22 protein-coding genes are annotated in these 17666 nt (G+C 55.7%); 3 read left to right on the top strand and 19 right to left on the bottom strand.

Annotation, left to right across the window (positions count from 1 at the left end):
- The 9 genes from FU672_RS20065 to fkpA all read right to left on the bottom strand — a co-directional run.
- On the bottom strand, positions 1–221 hold a 221-nt coding region (locus FU672_RS20065; protein ID WP_227502482.1), incomplete at its 3' end, for a GTP-binding protein.
- A 69-nt stretch (positions 222–290) separates the two neighbouring features.
- Complete coding sequence (gene fusA / locus FU672_RS20060; RefSeq protein WP_148244533.1) at positions 291–2405, bottom strand: elongation factor G; 2115 nt, start codon at positions 2403–2405, stop codon at positions 291–293.
- A gap of 96 nt (positions 2406–2501) precedes the next feature.
- Positions 2502–2972: a 30S ribosomal protein S7 gene (rpsG, locus tag FU672_RS20055; protein WP_004106370.1), complete on the bottom strand. Its 471-nt coding sequence runs from the start codon at positions 2970–2972 to the stop codon at positions 2502–2504.
- A 96-nt stretch (positions 2973–3068) separates the two neighbouring features.
- Positions 3069–3443, bottom strand: a complete 375-nt coding sequence (gene rpsL / locus FU672_RS20050) for a 30S ribosomal protein S12 (RefSeq protein WP_000246815.1) — start codon at positions 3441–3443, stop codon at positions 3069–3071.
- Positions 3444–3567: 124 nt separating this feature from the next.
- A complete protein-coding gene (gene tusB / locus FU672_RS20045) occupies positions 3568–3855 on the bottom strand; it encodes a sulfurtransferase complex subunit TusB (protein ID WP_024907951.1) in 288 nt (95 codons plus the stop codon).
- 7 nt (positions 3856–3862) lie between these two features.
- A complete protein-coding gene (tusC, locus tag FU672_RS20040; protein WP_148244532.1) occupies positions 3863–4222 on the bottom strand; it encodes a sulfurtransferase complex subunit TusC in 360 nt (119 codons plus the stop codon).
- Entirely contained in the window at positions 4222–4608 is a 387-nt protein-coding gene (tusD, locus tag FU672_RS20035) for a sulfurtransferase complex subunit TusD (protein ID WP_148244531.1), read from the bottom strand. Before tusD ends, tusC begins: the two co-directional genes overlap by 1 nt.
- Positions 4608–5330 (bottom strand): helix-turn-helix transcriptional regulator, encoded by a 723-nt coding sequence (locus tag FU672_RS20030; protein WP_003861697.1) that lies wholly within the window; start codon positions 5328–5330, stop codon positions 4608–4610. The genes tusD and FU672_RS20030 overlap by 1 nt, the downstream gene beginning before the upstream one ends.
- Positions 5331–5496: 166 nt before the next feature.
- The gene (gene fkpA / locus FU672_RS20025; RefSeq protein ID WP_023309460.1) at positions 5497–6315 is read right to left on the bottom strand and encodes an FKBP-type peptidyl-prolyl cis-trans isomerase; all 819 of its coding nucleotides are present in this window, start codon (positions 6313–6315) and stop codon (positions 5497–5499) included.
- A gap of 238 nt (positions 6316–6553) precedes the next feature.
- On the opposite strand from fkpA, the gene FU672_RS20020 reads away from it, so the two are divergent.
- Positions 6554–6772 carry a protein SlyX gene (locus FU672_RS20020; protein WP_023309461.1) on the top strand — a complete coding sequence of 73 codons (219 nt, stop codon included), beginning with the start codon at positions 6554–6556 and terminating at the stop codon, positions 6770–6772.
- A 51-nt stretch (positions 6773–6823) separates the two neighbouring features.
- Here the strand turns inward: FU672_RS20020 and slyD are convergent, their stop codons facing one another.
- The 4 genes from slyD to kefG form a co-directional block, all read right to left on the bottom strand.
- Positions 6824–7414, bottom strand: coding sequence for a peptidylprolyl isomerase (slyD, locus tag FU672_RS20015; protein WP_014885491.1), 591 nt, complete (start codon positions 7412–7414; stop codon positions 6824–6826).
- A gap of 94 nt (positions 7415–7508) precedes the next feature.
- Positions 7509–7709, bottom strand: a complete 201-nt coding sequence (locus FU672_RS20010) for a YheV family putative zinc ribbon protein (RefSeq protein ID WP_010436300.1) — start codon at positions 7707–7709, stop codon at positions 7509–7511.
- 13 nt (positions 7710–7722) lie between these two features.
- Positions 7723–9528 carry a glutathione-regulated potassium-efflux system protein KefB gene (kefB, locus tag FU672_RS20005; RefSeq protein WP_148244530.1) on the bottom strand — a complete coding sequence of 602 codons (1806 nt, stop codon included), beginning with the start codon at positions 9526–9528 and terminating at the stop codon, positions 7723–7725.
- Positions 9528–10079 carry a glutathione-regulated potassium-efflux system ancillary protein KefG gene (gene kefG, locus FU672_RS20000; protein ID WP_014885493.1) on the bottom strand — a complete coding sequence of 184 codons (552 nt, stop codon included), beginning with the start codon at positions 10077–10079 and terminating at the stop codon, positions 9528–9530. The genes kefB and kefG overlap by 1 nt, the downstream gene beginning before the upstream one ends.
- Positions 10080–10217: 138 nt before the next feature.
- Between kefG and FU672_RS19995 the strand changes: the two genes are divergently transcribed.
- Positions 10218–12122 carry an ABC transporter ATP-binding protein gene (locus FU672_RS19995; protein WP_148244529.1) on the top strand — a complete coding sequence of 635 codons (1905 nt, stop codon included), beginning with the start codon at positions 10218–10220 and terminating at the stop codon, positions 12120–12122.
- 15 nt (positions 12123–12137) lie between these two features.
- Entirely contained in the window at positions 12138–13070 is a 933-nt protein-coding gene (locus tag FU672_RS19990; RefSeq protein ID WP_148244528.1) for a LysR family transcriptional regulator, read from the top strand.
- A gap of 63 nt (positions 13071–13133) precedes the next feature.
- Here the strand turns inward: FU672_RS19990 and mdcH are convergent, their stop codons facing one another.
- The 6 genes from mdcH to mdcC all read right to left on the bottom strand — a co-directional run bounded on the left by mdcH (position 13134) and on the right by mdcC (position 17661).
- The gene (gene mdcH / locus FU672_RS19985) at positions 13134–14030 is read right to left on the bottom strand and encodes a malonate decarboxylase subunit epsilon (RefSeq protein ID WP_148244527.1); all 897 of its coding nucleotides are present in this window, start codon (positions 14028–14030) and stop codon (positions 13134–13136) included.
- Positions 14030–14647 (bottom strand): malonate decarboxylase holo-ACP synthase, encoded by a 618-nt coding sequence (locus FU672_RS19980; protein WP_148244526.1) that lies wholly within the window; start codon positions 14645–14647, stop codon positions 14030–14032. The genes mdcH and FU672_RS19980 overlap by 1 nt, the downstream gene beginning before the upstream one ends.
- Positions 14648–14649: 2 nt before the next feature.
- Positions 14650–15609, bottom strand: a complete 960-nt coding sequence (locus tag FU672_RS19975; protein WP_148244525.1) for an AEC family transporter — start codon at positions 15607–15609, stop codon at positions 14650–14652.
- A 126-nt stretch (positions 15610–15735) separates the two neighbouring features.
- Complete coding sequence (gene mdcE / locus FU672_RS19970; protein WP_148244536.1) at positions 15736–16536, bottom strand: biotin-independent malonate decarboxylase subunit gamma; 801 nt, start codon at positions 16534–16536, stop codon at positions 15736–15738.
- Complete coding sequence (locus FU672_RS19965) at positions 16536–17369, bottom strand: biotin-independent malonate decarboxylase subunit beta (protein WP_148244524.1); 834 nt, start codon at positions 17367–17369, stop codon at positions 16536–16538. Before FU672_RS19965 ends, mdcE begins: the two co-directional genes overlap by 1 nt.
- A complete protein-coding gene (mdcC, locus tag FU672_RS19960; protein WP_148244523.1) occupies positions 17362–17661 on the bottom strand; it encodes a malonate decarboxylase acyl carrier protein in 300 nt (99 codons plus the stop codon). The genes FU672_RS19965 and mdcC overlap by 8 nt, the downstream gene beginning before the upstream one ends.
- Positions 17662–17666: the final 5 nt, after the last annotated feature.

Genomic DNA, 17666 nt, shown 5'->3' with positions numbered 1-17666 from the left:
GTCGGGGTGTCATATTCAACGTGGGAAGTGTTGATGGTGATACCACGAGCTTTTTCTTCTGGTGCGTTATCGATCTGATCGAATGCACGAGCAGAACCACCGTAGGTTTTAGCCAGAACGGTAGTGATTGCAGCAGTCAGGGTAGTTTTACCATGGTCAACGTGGCCGATAGTACCAACGTTGACGTGCGGTTTTGTACGTTCAAATTTTTCTTTAGACACGGCTATATTCCTTACTATAGTGCTCTCCCCTGTGGAGAGAGCACGGGACTTAGGTTTTAATCCTGTGGATTACTTACCACGGGCTTCAATAACGGCCTGAGCAACGTTGTTAGGCGCATCATCATACTTCAGGAATTCCATGGTGTATGATGCACGACCTTTGGTCAGAGAACGCAGCTGAGTTGCATATCCGAACATTTCAGACAGCGGAACTTCAGCGTGGATCTTAACGCCAGTTACTTCGGATTCCTGACCACGCAGCATACCGCGACGACGGCTCAAGTCACCGATAACGTCACCGGTGTTCTCTTCAGGAGTTTCTACTTCAACCTTCATGATTGGCTCAAGCAGAACTGGTTTTGCTTTCTTAAAGCCTTCTTTAAAGGCAATAGACGCAGCCAGTTTAAACGCCAGTTCAGAGGAGTCAACGTCGTGGTAAGAACCGAAGTGCAGACGAACACCCATGTCAACAACCGGATAGCCAGCCAGAGGGCCCGCTTTCAGCTGTTCCTGGATGCCTTTATCAACGGCTGGGATGTATTCGCCAGGAATTACACCACCTTTGATGTCGTTGATGAACTCGTAACCTTTCGGGTTAGAGCCCGGCTCCAGTGGGTACATGTCGATCACAACGTGACCGTACTGACCGCGACCACCAGACTGCTTAGCGTGTTTACCTTCAACATCGGTAACTTTCGCACGAATCGCTTCGCGGTAAGCAACCTGAGGTTTACCCACGTTCGCTTCAACGTTGAATTCACGCTTCATACGGTCAACGATGATGTCCAGGTGCAGTTCACCCATACCAGCGATGATGGTCTGGTTAGATTCTTCATCAGTCCATACGCGGAATGATGGGTCTTCTTTCGCCAGACGGCCCAGAGCCAGACCCATTTTTTCCTGGTCAGCTTTGGTTTTTGGTTCAACTGCGATGGAGATTACCGGCTCAGGGAATTCCATACGCTCCAGAATGATCGGGTGATCTGGGTCACACAGGGTGTCACCAGTGGTCACGTCTTTCAGACCGATAGCTGCAGCGATGTCGCCCGCACGAACTTCTTTGATCTCTTCACGTTTGTTAGCGTGCATCTGTACGATACGGCCAAAACGTTCACGCGCCGTTTTCACGGAGTTCAGGATGGTGTCACCGGAGTTAACCACACCAGAGTAAACGCGGAAGAAGGTCAGGTTACCCACGAATGGGTCGGTAGCAATTTTGAACGCCAGTGCAGAGAATGGCTCTTCGTCGCTTGCGTGACGCTCAGCCGGAGTATCTTTACCGTCGTCCAGGATGCCGTTGATCGCAGGAACGTCAACCGGGGATGGCAGGTAGTCAACTACCGCATCCAGCATCGCCTGAACACCTTTGTTCTTGAACGCAGAACCACAGGTTACCAGGATGATTTCGTTGTTCAGAACGCGCTGACGCAGAGCTTTTTTGATCTCTTCTTCAGTCAGTTCTTCACCACCCAGGTATTTCTCCATCAGCTCTTCTGAAGCTTCAGCAGCGGATTCGATCAGGTTCTGGTGCCATTCGTCAGCCAGGTCCTGCATTGCAGCTGGGATATCTTCGTATTCGAAGGTAACGCCCTGGTCTGCATCGTTCCAGTTGATGGCTTTCATTTTCACCAGGTCGATAACGCCGGTGAAGCCTTCTTCAGCACCAATTGCCAGCTGCAGCGGAACAGGGTTCGCGCCCAGACGGGATTTGATCTGACCAACAACTTTCAGGAAGTTAGCACCCATACGGTCCATTTTGTTAACGAACGCGATGCGTGGAACTTTATATTTGTTCGCCTGACGCCATACGGTCTCAGACTGTGGCTGAACACCACCAACTGCGCAATAAACCATTACCGCGCCGTCAAGAACACGCATGGAACGTTCTACTTCGATGGTGAAGTCAACGTGGCCTGGGGTGTCGATGATGTTTACGCGATGCGGTTCGTACTGCTTAGCCATACCTGACCAGAATGCAGTAGTCGCTGCGGAGGTGATAGTAATACCACGCTCCTGCTCCTGTTCCATCCAGTCCATGGTGGCTGCGCCGTCATGAACTTCACCGATTTTGTGGTTTACACCGGTGTAGAACAGAATACGTTCGGTAGTAGTGGTTTTACCGGCGTCGATGTGCGCACTGATACCGATGTTACGGTAGCGTGCGATGGGTGTTGTACGAGCCATTTGATTCCTCGTTTATATCTTTAGGCGTTCAGTTAAGTTACCCAGAGCGGGCGGCTTCTCTGAAGCGCCCGCCTGGTGACTAATACTCCGAAGGGATTACCAACGGTAGTGTGCGAACGCCTTGTTGGCTTCTGCCATACGGTGAACGTCTTCACGTTTCTTAACTGCAGTACCTTTGTTGTCTGCAGCATCAGAAAGTTCGTTCGCCAGACGCAGAGCCATGGATTTATCACCGCGTTTACGAGCAGCTTCAACGATCCAACGCATTGCCAGAGCATTACGACGAACCGGACGAACTTCAACTGGAACCTGATAAGTAGAACCACCAACGCGGCGGGACTTAACTTCTACGGTAGGGCGAACGTTGTCGAGAGCGACTTCGAAAGCTTCCAGTTCATTTTTACCAGAACGCTGAGCCAGGGTCTCAAGCGCGCTGTATACGATTGCTTCTGCAGTAGATTTTTTACCATCTACCATCAGGATATTTACAAATTTTGCCAGCAGTTCTGATCCGAATTTCGGATCTGGAAGGATTTTACGCTGACCAATGACGCGACGACGTGGCATGGGAATACTCCGTTGTTAATTCAGGATTGTCCAAAACTCAAAGAGTTTAGTTTGACATTAAGATAAATCAGTTTGGCCTTACTTAACGGAGAACCATTAAGCCTTAGGACGCTTCACGCCGTACTTGGAGCGAGCCTGCTTACGGTCTTTAACACCTGAGCAGTCGAGCGCACCACGAACGGTGTGGTAACGAACACCCGGAAGGTCTTTAACACGACCGCCACGGATCAGGATCACGGAGTGCTCCTGCAGGTTGTGACCTTCACCACCGATGTAGGAAGTCACTTCGAAACCGTTAGTCAAACGCACACGGCATACTTTACGCAGTGCGGAGTTTGGTTTTTTAGGAGTGGTGGTATATACACGAGTACATACACCACGTTTCTGCGGGCAGGCTTCCAGCGCAGGCACGTTGCTCTTTGCAACTTTGCGTGCGCGTGGTTTGCGTACCAGCTGGTTAACTGTTGCCATTAAATAGCTCCTGGTTTTAGCTTTTGCTTCGTAAACACGTAATAAATCGACCTCATACAATATGAGGACGCGAAATTTTAGGGCTACGTCGAAAAGGTGTCAAGAAATATACAGCGATCTCAGATCACCAGTTCATTTGACTGGCGTGCGTCACAGTAAGATTGACGAAATCAGTATAGCCAACCACGTCAATTTTGGCTGAAATTTGACCAGAAAGACCCCGCGCATCCAGATCGTCTTTCAGCGCAGAGACTGTTATGGGGGCATTCGTGAGAATTTCAACGAAACGACTGCCTTCCAGTGCGGCAAGCACGCCATCCTGAATCAGCAGCAGGTCATCACCTTCGCGCAGCATACTCAGTAACGCGTCGATATCACATTGCCACGGTGAATGGCTCAGAGTATGGAGCATGGCGGCCTCAGAAAGTCAGAACGGTGTCGTAGTGGGAAAGGTGTTCGCGCAAGGCAGCAGAAGACAGGACTGTCACATCCAGCACGAAAGGCGTTGCCTCGCTTAAACCGCGCGCGGCCAAAGAGTCAGCACAAACATACAAGGTTTCGATATCGTAAAGCGGTAACACTTTGAACGTCGCGATGTAATCACGCGCCAGAATGGCCTGAGGCTGTTGCCCCGCCAGAAGCTGAAATACGCCGTCGCCCAAAAAGAAGACACCGATATCTTCGGTCAATGCTGATGTCGCGAGCAGCGCATCCAGCCCTTCTCTGCCGGACGCATTGCCGTGCGGTGCGGAGGAAAAAACAAACGCGACACGTTTCATCAGAATTGCACCACTCTGTCGCAGGTTAATGCCGCCTGTGCCAGCGCACCCAGACCACTCAACGAAAAACCGGGCTGCAGGTTAGAACCCGATAAACCAAGACGCGCGGCTTCGGTTGTATCCGTCACGCCACGGCGTAAAGCCGCCGCCACGCAGATGTGCAGTTCAACGCCCTGCTTTTCGTTCAACGTCTGCCAGGCACGCACCAGGTCGAATTCATCGCTTGCCGGTGACGTGAACTGGTTCGCGTTATAGACCCCTTCCCGATAGAAGAAGACGCTCACCAGCTCGTGTCCGGCCTCAATAAGCGCATGAGCAAACTGCAGTGCGCTACTGGCTTGCTGAGTACCATACGCCGGGCCTGTCACCATTAACGCAAAACGCATTACTTGTCTTGCCCCAGGAAATCGCCGCTTTTGAACTGACGAATATAGAGATAGACCGTGTGCTTGGAGATGTTCAGACGATCGGCCACCTGGTTGATGGCATCTTTGATATCAAAAATCCCTTTTTCATAGAGGTTAAGCACAATCTGGCGGTTCTTGGCGTTGTTCGATACGTTGCGATCGGCATTCACCTCTTCGATGGTGAACTCAAGCGTCTGGGTTACCAGGTCCTCAACGGAGGAGGCGAAGTTAACAGAAGAGCCAACGTCCGGCGTTTCTGGTGGAATAAAGGTGCTCATGATTTGCGAGAATGGCACATCAAGGTTCATGTTGATGCACAGCAGCCCAATAACACGATGCTCGCGGTTTCGAATCGCGATGGTTTCTGATTTCATCAGCACGCCGCTTTTGGCGCGGGTGAAATAGCATTTGGAGACGCTGCTGTCCGCGCCGGTCATGTCATGCAGCATACGCAATGCAAGGTCGGTAATTGGCGAACCAATTTTACGGCCAGTATGCTCACCATTCGCAATACGGATGGCGGAACACTTCAGATCTTGCAGGGAGTGCAATACGATTTCGCAGTGGGAGCCAATGAGCATCGCTAACCCGTCCACTACCGCTTCATAGGATTTCAGAATATCGAAGTCGGTCTGATCGAAGGGACGTTGATCCAGCAAATCAAGTTCACTGGTTTCGTTGGTTAAAAGCGACCTGGACATGAAAAAAACACTCCTTTTCAGGAGCCTGTCGTTAGGTTTTCAGGGCAGGCTCATTATCTACACGGACAACTAAATTAATACAGCGTGCCTAACGCTTTCCAGTGTTAATTATATCTGCCCCACAATAAAAAAACCGCCGCCTGAAAGGCGGCGGTTTTTTTCAACATTACTTCTTAGCAGCAGCGGCTTTATCGTCAGCCGGTGCGTCTGCTTTGGCATCCGCTTTCGGTGCCGGTTTGATGTCCAGCAGTTCTACGTCAAAGACCAGCGTAGAGTTGGCAGGGATACCCGGAACGCCGGTTTTGCCATAGGCCAGATCCGGTGGGATAACCATCTTGATCTTGCCGCCTTTCTTGATGTTTTTCAGGCCTTCAGTCCAGCCAGGGATCACACCATCAAGACGGAAAGAGAGCGGCTCACCGCGGGTGTAAGAGTTATCGAACTCTTTACCGTCGATCAGCGTACCTTTGTAGTTAACAACGACGGTGTCGCTGTCTTTAGGCGCATCGCCGGTGCCTTCTTTCTCAACTTTGTACACCAGGCCAGTAGAAGAGGTTTTCACACCCTTCTCTTTAGCGAAGGTATCGCGGTAGGCTTTGCCTTTCGCTTCGTTGTCTTTAGCGTCCGCGTCCATCTTAGTCTGCGCGGCACCTTTCACGCGCGCTTCGAACGCCTGCAGAGTCTGTTCAATTTCCTGATCAGACAGCTTGCTCTTATCTGCAAATGCGTCCTGAACGCCCGCGATCAGCTGAGCTTTATCCAGTTTGATGCCCAGTTTCTCTTGTTCTTTCAGAGAGTTTTCCATGTAACGACCCAGAGATGCGCCGAGTGCGTAGGCGGATTTCTGGTCGTCATTTTTGAACGCCGCTTTGCTGTCTGCAGTGGCAGCAGGCTTCGCAGCAGTATCAGCAGCGAATGACAGCGGCGCGTTCAGCGCAACAGCCATCGTCGTCGCCAGCAGCGTTACTTTAAACAGTGATTTCATCCATATCTCCAGGGCCTGGGGACTCTCACCCCAGCGTTAAACGTAAATGAGTTACGTACTATAAAACGTTGCGGAAGAAATCTACAGACAGACACTTCCAATTCTCGCCACTTTTCAGACTATTTTTGTTTAAATAAGTTTCCTGCCAAGGGGATGCGGACTGTACTTAAGGATAAACTCAGTTAAACTGCGACGCCGCTGGGCCATTATGGTGAATCTGAAATAAACGAGGTGAATGATGAAGGATACAGCAATAGAAGCGAGAATGGCTGAGCTGGAAAGCCGCCTGGCTTTTCAGGACATCACCATCGAAGAACTAAACCAGACCGTGACCGCACATGAGCTCGAAATGGCAAAACTGCGGGATCATATGCGCCTGTTGACGGAAAAGCTGAAGGCCACACAGCCGTCAAACATTGCCTCCCAGTCAGAAGAGACACCACCACCTCATTATTGAGGCGTAAAAAAAGCGGGATTATCCCGCTTTTTTATTTTCCGCATGACGGAATCAGTGGCAACCGCAGCCGCCGTTACCGCAACCACCTTTACCGTGGTCGTGACCATGGTCGTGATCGTGGCCGTGACCACCGCAGCAGCCGTCATGACCGTGATCGTGGTCATGGTCGTGACCGTGCGCACCGTGAACGTGGCCATGAGCCAGCTCTTCTTCGGTCGCTTCACGGATCGCAACAACTTCTACGTTGAATTTCAGGTTCTGGCCAGCCAGCATGTGGTTGCCGTCAACCACGACGTGGTCATCTTCCACTTCGGTGATTTCAACAGGAACCGGCCCCTGGTCAGTTTCAGCCAGGAAGCGCATGCCAACCTGCAGTTCGTCAACGCCCATGAACACGTCTTTAGGAACGCGCTGAACCAGGTTGTCGTCATACTGACCGTAAGCGTCGTTCGCGCCTACAGCAACGTCAAATTTGTCGCCAACTTCGTGGCCTTCCAGCGCAGTTTCCAGGCCGGAAATCAGGGAACCGTGACCATGCAGGTAGTCAAGCGGCGCACTCACCGGAGACTCATCAACCAACACACCGTCTTCTGTACGTACCTGATAGGCCAGGCTGACCACCAGGTCTTTTGCTACTTTCATGATATCTCCTGAGCGTGGGAAAATTGCTGGCGCAGATTGTAGCGGAAATCTGCACCCGTGTACCCTTTAGCTTAAAAAAACTCAGGGCATATCGCTAGTCCGGATGAAAAATCCCGATAACTTGCTCTTCTTTGCGAACGTGATCGCGGGCCTCTTTATCGGCCTCACGCATCTGGTGACCGCACTTAACACACTCAACAACATCAATATTATTTTCCCGCCACATCGCCAGGGTATCTTGCGCCTGGCAGGTCGGGCATTTTGCACCCGCAATAAAGCGTTTACGTACAGCCATCTTTCGTTACCCTTTATTCAAATTCATCCCAGCCATCAAGCTGGCGTCGTTCCTGTTGCATCTCTCGCTGGAAGATCTCCTCCAGCTCGCGACGCGCTTCCCGCACGCGGGAGATCTGCGCCGTATCGGTATGTACCGGCATCAGCTCGCGCAACATCCGCATATCCAGCCGGCGGAAGTGCATTTGGGCGCGCTGCGCCTGATGCGGATGCATCCCGAGCGAGATCAGCGCCTTACGGCCCAACTCCAGCGCACTGGAGAACGTCTCACGGGAGAAGTGTTTCACACCTGCCTGCAACAATTCGTGCGCTTCAACACGTCCCCGCGCACGCGCCAGAATATGCAGATGCGGGAAATGCTGCTGACACAGCTCCACCAGCTTCATCGTATCTTCCGGATCATTACAGGTAATCACGATGGACTCTGCCGCTTCGGCCCCTGCCGAGCGCAGCAGCTCGAGTTGGGTCGCGTCGCCGTAATAAACCTTATAGCCATATTTGCGCATCAGGATGACCGCGCTGATATCACGCTCCAGTACCGTAATGCGCATTTTGTTCGCCATCAGCAAACGCCCGATAACCTGTCCGAAACGACCAAAGCCCACCACAATTACCTGCGGCTTGTCGTCTTCCACCCACGGCGCTTCGTCTTCATCGTCAGCTGGATTCAGGCGGCGCGACAGCAGTTTATCCACCAGCTTCATCAGCAGTGGTGTGGTCATCATAGACAGCGTAACCGTCACCAGCAAAAGCGCCATCTGATCGTCTTTAAACAGCTTCTGGGAGGATGCGGTAGAGAACAGCACAAACGCGAACTCGCCTCCCTGGCTTAACACGCTGGCAAACTGCATGCGTTCCGAACTGCGCAGCCCGTAGATACGTGACATGACGTACAGCACCAGCATTTTCACCGCCACCAGAATGGCGACGCTCACTACCACCCACAGCAGATGGGTATAGAGCACGCCGAGGTTGAGCGCCATCCCCACCGAAATAAAGAACAGACCTAACAGCAGCCCTTTGAAGGGATCGATGGCAATTTCCAGCTCGTGCCGATACTCACTCTCCGCCAGCAGCACCCCGGCGATAAAGGTCCCGAGCGCCATCGACAGCCCCAGCGCATCCATAAACAACGCCGATCCCAGCACCAGCAGCAGCGTAGCGGCGGTAAACACTTCGCGAACGCCCGACGCGGCAATAAAGCGGAATACGGGACGTAACAGGAAACGACCACCAATCAGCATACCTGCGAAGGCCAGCACCTTCATGGCAATTTTTGCCCAGTCGAAATGATCGTCCCCGGACCCCGCCAGCAGCGGCACCAGCGCCAGCGCTGGGATCACTGCCAAATCCTGGAACAGCAGCACCGAAAAACCCAACTGACCGGCTTCGTTGCGATTCATCCCTTTATCGCGCATCAGCTGCAGCGCCATCGCCGTCGACGACATCGCAAGGCCTATCCCGCCAATCACCGCCGCCTGCCATGAAAAGTTGGTCAGCATTAACAGACCACCCAGGATCGCAGCGCTGAACAACACCTGCGCGGCGCCCACGCCAAAGATAGAACGTCGGAGTTGCCACAATTTCGAAGGATTCAATTCCAGGCCGATGATGAACATCAGGAACACCACGCCCAGCTCGGAGAAATGGAGAATCTCATCGACATCGCTGATGAATCCCAGCCCCCAGGGGCCAATCGCGATCCCCGCCAGCAGATAACCCAACACCGCACCGATACCAATACGTGCAGCAAGCGGCACCGCGACGACGGCCGCAAATAAAAACAGCACCCCGGCGAGGAGCAAATTCGATCCTTCCATTAACGACCTCCTGCCGGAATCGGTGACGCCAGCCATTCACCATAGGCTCTGGCGTGGCTTGCCAGCTCTTTCGGATCCTGACGCCGTGCCCAGTAGACAATAATCGGGCTCATCCAGTGCATGCGGCACATCGCCGCCGTCAGCTCGAAAGGCCTCAGGATGTCGCTCATCGGATAACGATTCAGCCCATCGTGACGGTAAGCGCTTTCGGGTTCACCAGTCGTGATCACACTACGCCAGTACTTTCCCGCCAGCTGGTTGCCCCCCACCCCGCTGGAGAACCCCCGGCTCAGCACGCGGTCCAGCCACTCTTTGAGCAGCGCCGGACAGCTGTAGGTATAAAGCGGATGCTGGAACACAATCACGTCATGCTGACGCAGCAGTTCCTGCTCGTAAGGGATATCAATAAAGAAATCAGGATAGTGCGCGTAGAGATCGTGCACCGTCACGTTGCTGAGCTGTGTGGCCGGCTTAAGCAGCACCCGGTTTGCCACCGAGTCCTGAGATTCCGGATGGGCATACAGCAGCAGCACTTTTGCTGTCTGAGACATCATTCCCCTCCCGGTCTTGTTTCTGTTTTTGTGTATCGTCGCTGTTTTGGGCTACCATGGCGGCCCGGTGCGGAAAATGGCCCACACCTTACATTATCATAATGACAAATTAACATAGTCGGAACATACGGCGCTTCTATGATTGTTTTCTCCTCGTTACAAATTCGTCGCGGCGTGCGCGTCCTGCTGGATAACGCCACTGCTACCATCAACCCAGGCCAAAAAGTGGGTCTGGTCGGCAAAAACGGCTGTGGTAAATCCACCCTGCTGGCGCTGCTGAAAAACGAGATTAGCGCGGATGGCGGTAACTTTACCTTCCCGGGGAACTGGCAGCTCGCCTGGGTGAACCAGGAGACGCCAGCCCTGAGCGAACCGGCACTCGACTATGTTATCGACGGCGACCGTGAATACCGTAAGCTCGAGGCGGAACTTCATTCGGCTAACGAGCGCAACGACGGTCACGCCATCGCCACCGTTCACGGCAAACTGGACGCTATCGACGCGTGGACCATTCGCTCCCGCGCCTCCAGCCTGCTGCACGGCCTGGGCTTCAGCAATGAACAGCTGGAACGCCCGGTCAGCGACTTCTCCGGCGGGTGGCGCATGCGTCTCAACCTGGCGCAGGCGCTGATCTGCCGCTCTGACCTGCTGCTGCTCGATGAACCGACCAACCACCTCGATCTCGATGCGGTTATTTGGCTGGAGAAGTGGCTCAAGAGCTATCAGGGCACTCTGATTCTGATCTCCCACGACCGCGACTTCCTTGACCCGGTGGTGGATAAAATCATTCATATCGAACAGCAAACGATGTTCGAGTACACCGGCAACTACAGCTCCTTCGAGCGCCAGCGCGCGACGCGTCTTGCCCAGCAGCAGTCCATGTACGAAAGCCAGCAGCAGCGCGTGGCGCACCTGCAGAGCTTTGTGGACCGCTTCAAGGCCAAAGCCTCAAAAGCCAAGCAGGCCCAGAGCCGCATCAAGATGCTGGAACGCATGGAGATGATTGCCCCGGCGCACGTGGACAACCCGTTCCACTTCAACTTCCGCGAGCCGGAAAGCCTGCCGAACCCACTGCTGAAGATGGAGAAGGTCAGCGCGGGCTATGCCGACCGCATTATTCTCGATTCCATCAAGCTCAACCTGGTGCCGGGTTCGCGCATTGGTCTGCTTGGGCGTAACGGCGCCGGTAAATCAACGCTGATCAAACTGCTGGCGGGCGAGCTTAACCCGGTCAGCGGTGAAATCGGCCTGGCGAAGGGCATTAAACTTGGCTACTTCGCCCAGCATCAGCTGGAATTTTTACGTGCGGATGAATCGCCGATTCAGCACCTCGCGCGTCTGGCACCGCAGGAGATGGAGCAGAAGCTGCGCGACTATCTCGGCGGCTTCGGCTTCCAGGGCGATAAGGTGACTGAAAACACCGAGCGCTTCTCCGGCGGCGAAAAAGCCCGTCTGGTGCTGGCGCTGATCGTCTGGCAGCGCCCGAACCTGCTGCTGCTCGATGAACCGACCAACCACCTGGATCTCGACATGCGCCAGGCGCTGACCGAAGCGCTGATTGAGTTCGAAGGCGCGCTGGTTGTGGTTTCGCACGACCGTCACCTGATCCGCTCCACCACGGACGATCTGTATTTAGTGCACGGTGGCAAAGTCGAACCGTTCGACGGCGATCTGGAAGACTACCAGCAGTGGCTGACGGACGTGCAGAAGCAGGAAAATCAGCCGGAAGAGTCATCGAAAGAGAACGCCAACAGCGCGCAGGCGCGTAAAGACCAGAAGCGTCGTGAAGCGGAGCTGCGTACCCAGACGCAGCCGCTGCGTAAAGAGATTACCCGGCTCGAAAAAGAGATGGAAAAGCTCAACGCCACGCTGGCTACCGTTGAAGAGAAGCTCGGCGACAGCGGGCTGTACGACCAGAGCCGCAAAGCGGAGCTGACCGACTGTCTGCAAACCCAGGCGAAAACCAAATCCAGCCTCGAAGAGTGCGAAATGGCGTGGCTCGACGCACAGGAACAGCTGGAAGCGATGCTGCAGGTTGAATAACACGCCGGGAGGGCTATGAGTTTCGATATCACGAGCGAGATCACGTTCCGCAAGCTCAGCATCTTCATGACATTTATGGAGAAAGGGAATATCGCGCGTACCGCCGAAACTCTGGGCCTGAGCGGCGTCAGCGTGCACCGCGCGCTGCACACGCTGGAAGAGAACGTGCGCTGCCCGCTCTTTACCCACAAAGGGCGTAACCTGATTGCGCTCCCCTCCGCCTGGACGCTGCTGGAGTATTGCCAGGAGGTGATGCAGGTGATGGAGCGCGGGCTGGAAGAGTCCCGCAAAATTGCCGGAATCGGCCAGGGGCGGCTGCGTGTCGGTACGCTCTACTCGCTCACCCTGGAAACCGTACCGCGTCTAATTATGGGCATGAAGTTGCGCCGTCCGGATCTGGAAATGGACCTGACGATGGGCTCTAACGAAACGTTACTCCACATGCTGGATGAAGGCTCTCTGGACGCGATTCTTATCTCCATCTCCGAAAGCGATATCGACCGTAACAGCCTCGAAGTACTGCCTCTATTCCATGACGACATATTCCTTGCCGCACCAGCTTCAGCCACGCTGAATACCCGAGGGCCAGCGGATCTCCGTGATTATAAAGACCAGAAATTTGTCGCCCTGGCGGAAGGTTTTGCCACGTATGCAGGGTTTCAGGAAGCGTTTCATATCGCCGGGTTCGAGCCGGAAATCGTCACGCGCGTTAATGACATTTTCTCGATGCTGAGCCTGGTGCAGGCAGGCGTCGGCTTTACGCTGATGCCAGGCAGAATGAAGAAGGTGTACGAAAATTCCGTGCAGCTCCTGAAGCTGGCGGAGCCGTACCAGATGCAGCAGCTGATCGCGATCGTCTTTGCCCGTAACCGAGAGCAGGATCCGAGCCTGCGCGCATTAGCCGCCGAAGGGCGGATGTATGCGCGCAGTTTGCAGGAAAGTGCGTGATACAAAACAAGACAACCAAACCCGTAGGCCCGGTAAGGCGCAGCCGCCACCGGGCAAAAAAACTCACGCACGAAGCCGACCCGCCAGATGCACCGCCACGTCCACCCCGCTGCGCTCCAGCGAAAGGGTCTCTCCTTCCCACGAAGCCTGTCGCGTCAGACAGGTCAGTACGCCGCCGGGCGGCATTTCAATCGCCAGTCGGGCTTCGCGTTCGTTAGCGGCTATTACCGCCTCCTGCCAGCGCACGGTTCGCGCCATATTCATCGCCAGATCGTCAGCGATTTTTTCCGGCTGCCAGAGCACGCGCCCGGTGCTGCCGCTCAGGTACGCGCAGCGTGGTCGAGCCAGCGTGACGGACTCAAACGCCGCCGCCAGCTTTTGTGCCGGTTCCGCCAGCAGTTCACAGTGCGACGGCACGCTCACCGCCAGCCGCTTGGCCTTGCTCGCCCCTTTTGCCAGCGCGCGTGCCGCCACCTGCGCCATCCCGTCATCGCTTCCGGCAATCACGATCTGCGTTTCAGCGTTCAGGTTGGCAATATAGGTTCCGGTGCCTTCAATCAGCGTTTCCACCTGCGGCAGAGTTAAGCCCATAATCGCAGTCAGGCCGTAGCCGTGCGGGTACGCTTGCTCCATCAGATCGCCGCGAAGTGCCACCAGCCTCAGCGCGTCCGAAAAGTCCAGCGCGCCCGCGATAACCGCCGCAGGATAGGCGCCAATGGACAGCCCGCTGACAATATCCGGCAACACGCCACGACGTTCCAGTTCGCGAGCCCAGGCCACTCCCGCAATCAGCAGTGCAAGCTGTACCGCACGGGTATGGGTTAGCGAGGCGGCGCTATCCAGCGTATCCACTTCCTTACCCAGCACCTCACGTGCCTGAGCCAACTCCGTTCCCGGCAGGTTTTGCAGCATGCCTTCATGCTGCGTGCCCTGACCCGGAAAGGTAAACAGTATTTTCATCACTCCTCCCTGCGCCACGGATCCGCCACCAGGCGAGGTCCGCGGTGGGTTTTCAGCAGCGTTTTGCCGTCGCGCAGCCACTCCGCCAGCGCAAAGCCGCCCTCGGGGGTATCCACCTGCGTATCCGCCCGGCACAGTGCGCGGCTCAGCTGCGACTGCCATGCGGTAAAAGCATCGGGGGAAATCGGCTCAGGGGCGCGGATCAGCAGATCGAGATCGCTGTCGGCATGGATCACCGGAATGCCGGTCGCCAGCGCGTAGCCGGTGCTGCCGGTGATACCCCACGTCCACGGCCACGCCTGCTGCGAAAACTGCAGCGCCACCTGAACCGGCGGCTGGGTGACAAACGCCGAACGCAGCAGATCGGCGGCAGCGCACAGGTCTTCCGGTGATACCACACGCAGCACGTTTTCCGGCTTCACCCACCCTGCTGCCCGCTGGTCGCGGCGCAATCCGCGCACGCCAACGGGAATACGGCCTTCACTATCAACATCACGCCGCACCACCACCGGCAGACCGATATGCCAGGCCGCCTCCACCCAGTTTTCGGTGATGCCTTCCAGCGCGTCGCGCGCGGTAAGCCAGATGAGGTCGTGTGGGCGTAATGTTGTGCTCATAATTACATTCCTGAAGTCAGCGAGATAAACAGCGGCAGCGACAGGATACACAGTACGGAGCTCAACAGCAGCACGGCTTCAGCATCCGGCGACTGCACGCCAAAGCGGTTACCGAACACCACGCCGAAGAAGCCCGCAGACAGCGCAATCATCAGGATAGCGGTAATCGCTACAGAGCCATGCAGACCGAAGATCAGCACGATACCCCAGGCAATTGCTGGCTGAATTAGCAGTTTGGCAATGGTCGAGGTAATCACCATGGTGTTGATCTGCAGCTTACGGGCAGAGAGGATCACCCCGGTCAGGAACAGCGCCGCAGCGGTCGCGGCGAGCCCCAGCGGTTTAATCGCTGCGAGAACCAGTTCTGGCATTTTGATACCGATAGCGGACAAAATCACACCCAGCAGCGGCCCCATCACGATCGGTTTTTTAATGGAACGCCACATCAGCACCGGCAGCATGGAGAGCGTTGAGCCAGAGTTGTTTCCTTCGGCGCGTGCTTTTTCCCGCTCCAGAATCAGCAGGCAGAACGGCGTCATCAGCACCGAACCGCAGGCAATAGAGACCGCGACGGACAGCGAGGTGGACGAACCTTCACCCAGCACGCTGCCCAGGATCGGCAGGCCAAGCGCCGCGTAGTTTGGCAGGGCGACGGTCAGCGTCAGCACGGCCGCGTCCTGCGGGGATTTTTTAAAGACTTTGGTGGCGAGGAAGTAGATGACCGCATAGGTTATCCACATCGCCAGCGTCAGCACCAGAATCAACGGTGACTGCGCCACAATGCCGGTCCACGGCGTTTGCACGGTGGCGCTAAACAGCGCGGCAGGCAGTGCAAAATCCATCACGAAGATATTCAGCAGGGAAACGTTTTTGTTATCGACCATCTTTGCCTTACCGGCCCAGAATCCCAGCAGCATGATGACGAAAATCGGTGCAAGAGCATGAACAATTACGTAAGTCATAAATCACCTGTAGTAAAAAAAGTTTTAGCACTGGTGCGATGTTTATTATTTTTCAGGATGCAGGCTCCCACGCGGGCGCAGCGGACGCGCCCACGGGGGTATGCATCTGGCAGGTCTCTTTTTTACTTACCAGCTGGCTCGCATACGTTCGCGTACGAGCGCCGAGCTGCGGCGGTTGTCAGCACCCAGACGGTTTTTAAGCGTCACGTCCTGACGCGCGTCATTGATGGCCTGTTGCAGGGTGGATTTCACCAGCGTCAGATCGTTGTCGGATGGGGCATCCGGATTGCTGATATCCAGCAGGTTAGAGAGCAGCCCCAGCGTGGCGTAGTTGCTGATGTCATAAGCCATTGGCGGAATGGTCGCCGCCAGTTTTTCCAGCGCCTCGACGGTACGCAGGGTGATGCGAGCGGCAGACTCTTTACCCATCGCGTGGATCAGCACGCCCTTGTCGTTAAAGGCGATCAGGCGGTTGGCCTGGTAACCGTGCGCCAGGAACGCGCCGGACATCGCCTTGCCGACGATAAGCCCAATCACCGGGTGACCGGCCAGGCGAGCATTCGCATAGGCAGCTGCCGCCCCGGCCAGCGCCTGATGAATACCAAACGCCTCTTCACGACGGCCATAGGCCTGGCTTGGAACGTCGATCACCGCCACAATCGGGCGTTTAACGGACTTGTCTGCATCAGCGGCGACGGTTTCGCTGACCACCTTCGCCAGCGTCCAGCCTTCCAGCAGGCCGACCTCACCATTCGCCGCGCGCGGGAAGTGGTTGTTGGCATCCGGCACCACGGCCACAAAGCGCACCGCCTCACCGTTCAGCTCGCCGTCTGCTGCCTGTACGGACGGGCAGAGCCCTTCGATACGTTTGGCATTCGGGGCGAGGGTTTCCAGCCAGAGCTCGCCACGGCTTTTTGAATTACTCATCATTTCACCTCCCGGGCAAAAAGCGCGTTAATCTGTTCGGCATCGGCCTGCTTGCGGGTGTCGAAATTCGTCAGACGGTTCAGGTAATCGTCGTAGTTATCGGTGCGGTGTTTCGCCGGTACGCCTTTGGCAATCGCCTCGTTCATCGCTGCCTTCACCGCGTTTACGCCGTCGCCCACCAGGGCATCCACCAGGCCGCTTTGATAGCGCACTTCCCCGCCGGTCATGCTCCAGATAAACGGACGGTCACGGGAGTCGTACTCTTCAATACCCGCTTCCTGCTCAATAACCTGCGGACCGTTAAGGCCAAGACGCGCTTCGCGGGTCACAATCAGGTAGCTGCACAGCGCCGCCGCGATGGACATCCCGCCGAAGCAGCCCACGGTTCCGGCGACAATCCCGACCACCGGCGTATAACGGCGCAGGTCAACAATCGCCGCGTGGATATCGGCAATCGCCGCCAGGCCCAGGTTCGCTTCCTGCAGGCGCACGCCGCCGGTTTCGAGACACAGCACCGCCTGAGTTGGAATGCCGTTGCGGTTATCTTCTGCCGCCAGCTCCAGCGCCGCCGCCATTTTGGCACCGGACACTTCGCCCATGCTGCCGCCCTGGAACGCGCCTTCAATCGCCACAACGACCGCTGGCTGACCGTTGAGGGTGCCTTTTGCGACGACCATACCGTCATCAGCCTGCGGGACAATCCCCTGTGGCCCAAGCCACGGAGAGATAATGCCTTCAAACGGATCCAGCAGTTCGCGGTAGCTGCCGTCATCCAGCAGTGCCTGCGCACGCTGGCGCGCTTTTAATTCGATAAAGCTGCTGTCATCACGCATGGCTCACCCCCTCAAAAACCTGTTCGATGCGAATGCGTGCCACGCCCGGCGTCGCGCCGAAGTCGTGGATGGTCAGTTTCCCTGCAGGCAGGCTGCTGACGGTTTGCAGGCGGTTGAACAGTGCCTCCCAGCGACCACGGCTGTTGTCGACGGAGGTGGTGATATCAATGGTTAAGGTCTGGCTCGGTTCGGCGGTGAATAACACCTCCATATCCCCGGAGCCGACGACGCCTGCCAGCGCCCTGCCGCTTAACGCGCGGCTGGCTGGCACGGTCAATGTGATTTTTTCCATAACTT

This window comes from Enterobacter asburiae (assembly GCF_008080435.1).
In the GTDB taxonomy this organism is placed as follows: Bacteria; Pseudomonadota; Gammaproteobacteria; order Enterobacterales; family Enterobacteriaceae; genus Enterobacter; species Enterobacter asburiae_C.
The sequence above is the reverse complement of the archived record's forward strand: the minus strand, read 5'-3'. Positions and strand labels throughout refer to the sequence as shown.